The sequence below is a fragment of the Spirulina sp. 06S082 genome, from assembly GCF_034932145.1.
Lineage (GTDB): Bacteria > Cyanobacteriota > Cyanobacteriia > Cyanobacteriales > Spirulinaceae > CCY15215.
On the sequence record NZ_JAYGHV010000084.1, the window covers coordinates 1 to 3,653 of the forward strand.

The following is a 3,653-nucleotide window of genomic DNA, read 5'->3' on the forward strand; positions in this document are numbered from 1 at the left end:
TCAACGTGCCGCTATTCGAGACCGAATTTTACACGATCCTTATTATCGCTTGCGATCGCTTTATGAAGTGAATATCGCTGTAGAATTGGGATTGCAGTTAGATGTTAATCGCGCTACCGTTGATGATTGGTTGCGCTTACCGGGAATTTCCATTCATCAAGCGCGATCTCTGGTAGAATTGCGGGGAATGGGGGTACAGTTTTTATGTATTGAAGATATTTCTGCCGCGATCGGACTATCTCTAAGTATCCTGCAATCTCTCGAACCTCTGCTTTATTTTTGTTATTACGATCCTGAAAGTCCAGAAAATCCCCAAAAAATTAATCTTAATACAGCAACAGTAAAACAGTTAGCAAAAATTCCTTTGATTGACGCTCAACTTGCTGGAATTATTGTTCAAAATCGCCCTTATCGCAGTCTTGCCGATCTACAGCAACGTTTAGCTTTAGAAAGTGAGTTAATTTCTCAACTTATGTATTACCTTCAGTGGTAAATTGTTATTTCTCGAGTTTATTGATAACGATAAAACCCAGTTGGAAAATTAAGCAAACCCCTACTTTTATTCTTTATCGAACAAAAAATTGTCAAGCGATCGCGCCCTATTGACGATTGTGGGGAGGGGTGATTACCCTAGAGTGGACAATCCAGTTTTTTCAAGGAGTTGATTATGTTGTCAATAGGCAGTAGCGGTGCGGAAGTTGTAGCATTGCAGGAGTTTATCAACCAACAAACTCAAACCCCCGATATGGTTTCCGTCGATGGCATCTTCGGCCCAGGGACTCAGGCCGCAGTGCAGAATTTTCAGGCCGCAGTCGGGTTAAGTCCTGATGGGATTGTCGGTCCCAATACCTACGCAACCATGTCGGCTTATGGTTTTGCGGGCATCTGTTAGAGATTGTGCCTTTTCATCTCTGCAATTTCATTCACAATACGCAACAGTAAAAATAAAATAATGGCTGTTATTGATGACGCGATCGCCGCTTACGAAACGGCGCTAGTCGCTCTAGAAAGTGCTTCTCCCAATCCCTCTTTTGAGCAAATTGTAGCCACACTAATCGCTCGGGATGGTGTAGAGAAAAAACGGCAAATGGATCAAGCCCCTGCGGGAGAAACCTATGCCAAATTGATTAGTTTAGACGAACGCCTGAAGGCTCAAAGAGAACACATTGTTCGTGATGGTAATCTAGAGGAATGGAAAACTAGCGTTAATGCGCTTCCGGCGCAATGGTGGTGGAACCTCAATGACCTCGATCCTCTCTTTAATAAGGCGATCGCCCGCTACGATCGCGCTTTGGGGGCGATTAAAGATAGTCGCTCCCCTGCGGAAGAAGAATTACTTGAGGCACTGTTAGCGCGAGATGAAGTGGAAGATGCGATCGCCGCTACCTTCCAAAATCAACCAGTCCCCGAAAAATTGGCCAAGAAACTGATCGATCTCGATCGCCAGTTAAAACGCCATCGGTTAGCGCTTAATTTTAATAACCAATTGTCTCAGTGGAAGCGCAGTTTAAAGCGCGAGAATTCTTGGTGGTGGAACCTCAAACCCGAACTTCTCGGCTCCGAAGAAGATCCCCCTTCCCCTCGAGATTGGGTTTTAACGGGATTGGCGATCGGCGCATTGGGTATTGCAGCCAGTTTCATCCTCAGTACAGCGCAAACCTTCTCGAAGGAAGTAGAGGGAGTACAAACCGATGCAGCACAAAACCTCGCCACCGTCCTACAAGTGGTGGGTTTGGGAACAGCAGGAGCCGGGGCATTGACCAAAAAAGGACAAGAAACCATTGAAAAAATGGTCACAGTCCTGCGCTTACCCCCCCATTTACACGCCCCTGCCGCCTTGGGTATTGCTGGGGGACTGATGACGGTGACGGGGTTGATTAATGCCAGCTTACCAACTTGGGGGGGATGGTATATTGCTCGAGGTCAAAACTTCGAGAAAAATAACGAGCTGATTAAAGCACGGGATAGTTATCTGCAAGCCAGTAAATTCGTGCGATCGGCAGATGATCAAGCCAAACTCACCCTAGGATTAGGGAAAATCAACGAGCGTCTCGGTCGCTATGATAAAGCCGAACAAGAGTACGAAAAAGCACGACTGCTCAACGATCCTACTGCTATGAATGCTCTCGGCCGCATTCTCCTCATTCAGGAATTAAGCCAACAAGGACAATTAGCCCTACCCAAAAAAGTTGTCATCAATGCTGAATCCCTTTTTGGACGAGCGCAGGAAACGTTATTGCTCGAACAGAGTAAGATTGAAAACCTTATTACCAACGATCCCGAAAAAGCATTGATTTACATTGATACCAAAATCAATCAAGGGATACTGGAATGGTTTAAAGTTAAGTGGCCTCGGCAACCCGGATTGACCGCATTCAGCGCGGCTTCAGCGTCGGGAGTTCCCTCGGGGAGCGCGCCTCAATTGGCTGCACCCATTCCTCAAGGTTCCTCGGATCCCGTCCAATTTGCCCGAGAAAATGAAGAAAACCTTTTTAGCGCTCTCTCAAATAACAACGAGGCTGTAGCTTATTTGCAGGCACTACGGGACCAGCACGGCGATCGCCAAAATATTGCGGCTCAAATTGACGAACTGGAAACGCGGGCGCTCTGTTTGCGTGATTCTGCTGCTCTCGTGACGATCGCATTGGGACTCCAGCAATTCAGCCAAGAAGAATCCTCGGGGGTTTATAACTGTGTGGCCGCTGCCAACCCCAGTCGTTATGTCGTTTCCCCAGAAGATACTCTCATCATCCAAACAGTCAGAGATGCTCTACCGGTTACGAAAGAAGATATTTACAATGCCTTTCGTAATTTGACCCAAGGCTATCAGCCTTAAATCTGCATTCACAAGAAAAAGAACGAGACATTTAGAGCGCCAAAAAAAGCCACACAATCTGCCAAGGTAGACTTGCCGGAGCGCTGCTCTCCCCAGATAATCACTGGCGTGGCTTCGAGTAACTGAATCAGCCAAGGATGCTGGGTTAGCAAAAAGTCCCAAAGTGCTTGCAGGCGATCGCGGGAACTTCCCATTGCGCGGCATTGGCAAAGAACCAGCCGCCGCCGAAGAAGCGATCGCTTATCATCGAGAAGGCTTAGAGTATGCCAAACAATGCCGCGACCCGGTAGCAGAAAGCGATGCACTCAAAGGACTGGGAGAGACTCATTGGCATCTCTACGAATTTGAGGAGACACTGCAATACTACAAACAATGCCGCAAGAAAGCCAAGGCGATTGGCGAAGTTTCCCTCGCAGGTCAAGCATTGCGCGGGCTGGGCATGACGGCATACGATAATTTTTGGGTGGGTCGCGAACATCTCATTGCCGAACTCTCCACAGCTTTGAACTCGCGTCGCCTGTTGATGATACTGGGGCTAACGGGCATGGGCAAGACGGCATTGGCAGAACGTCTGGTCGCAGAACGCTACGGAACTCTCGCACCCCAGCACTTCCAACGCGCCAACTTCGAGAATGCCGAACATGACAAGAATTTTGCGAGTATCGCCTTGCAATGGTTGGAAGCGTCAGGAATAAGTAGCTAGACAAAATTAATTGCATAATCAGTGCCAAAATGCCGGAGAATCTGCTCAACCGCCTCCTTGAGAGTCTCCAAACTCTCATAATCCTGTGGTTTGAGCCATTGATATTTGATAAAT

The 3,653-nt window shown here is 47.5% G+C and carries 5 protein-coding genes; 4 read left to right on the forward strand and 1 reads right to left on the reverse strand.

Features of this window, described 5'->3' with window-relative positions; genetic code table 11:
• The 3 genes from VB714_RS07030 to VB714_RS07040 form a co-directional block, all read left to right on the forward strand.
• Positions 1-493: ComEA family DNA-binding protein (locus tag VB714_RS07030; protein WP_323222512.1), on the forward strand; the 493-nt coding region annotated here is incomplete at its 5' end.
• A 174-nt stretch (positions 494-667) separates the two neighbouring features.
• Positions 668-892 (forward strand): peptidoglycan-binding domain-containing protein, encoded by a 225-nt coding sequence (locus VB714_RS07035; RefSeq protein ID WP_323222513.1) that lies wholly within the window; start codon positions 668-670, stop codon positions 890-892.
• A 60-nt stretch (positions 893-952) separates the two neighbouring features.
• Positions 953-2,836 (forward strand): hypothetical protein, encoded by a 1,884-nt coding sequence (locus tag VB714_RS07040; RefSeq protein WP_323222515.1) that lies wholly within the window; start codon positions 953-955, stop codon positions 2,834-2,836.
• An 8-nt stretch (positions 2,837-2,844) separates the two neighbouring features.
• Here the strand turns inward: VB714_RS07040 and VB714_RS07045 are convergent, their stop codons facing one another.
• Positions 2,845-3,030, reverse strand: coding sequence for a hypothetical protein (locus VB714_RS07045; protein WP_323222517.1), 186 nt, complete (start codon positions 3,028-3,030; stop codon positions 2,845-2,847).
• On the opposite strand from VB714_RS07045, the gene VB714_RS07050 reads away from it, so the two are divergent.
• The gene (locus VB714_RS07050; protein ID WP_323222519.1) at positions 3,030-3,539 is read left to right on the forward strand and encodes an ATP-binding protein; all 510 of its coding nucleotides are present in this window, start codon (positions 3,030-3,032) and stop codon (positions 3,537-3,539) included. The two genes, VB714_RS07045 and VB714_RS07050, sit on opposite strands and share 1 nt — an antisense overlap.
• Positions 3,540-3,653 lie beyond the last annotated feature (114 nt).

Excerpts from the sequence above, each read along its gene's own strand:
- VB714_RS07035 (WP_323222513.1), top strand. The coding sequence starts at position 668 with ATGTTGTCAATAGGCAGTAGCGGTGCGGAAGTTGTAGCATTGCAGGAG.
- VB714_RS07040 (WP_323222515.1), top strand. The coding sequence starts at position 953 with ATGGCTGTTATTGATGACGCGATCGCCGCTTACGAAACGGCGCTAGTC.
- VB714_RS07045 (WP_323222517.1), bottom strand. The coding sequence starts at position 3,030 with ATGGGAAGTTCCCGCGATCGCCTGCAAGCACTTTGGGACTTTTTGCTA.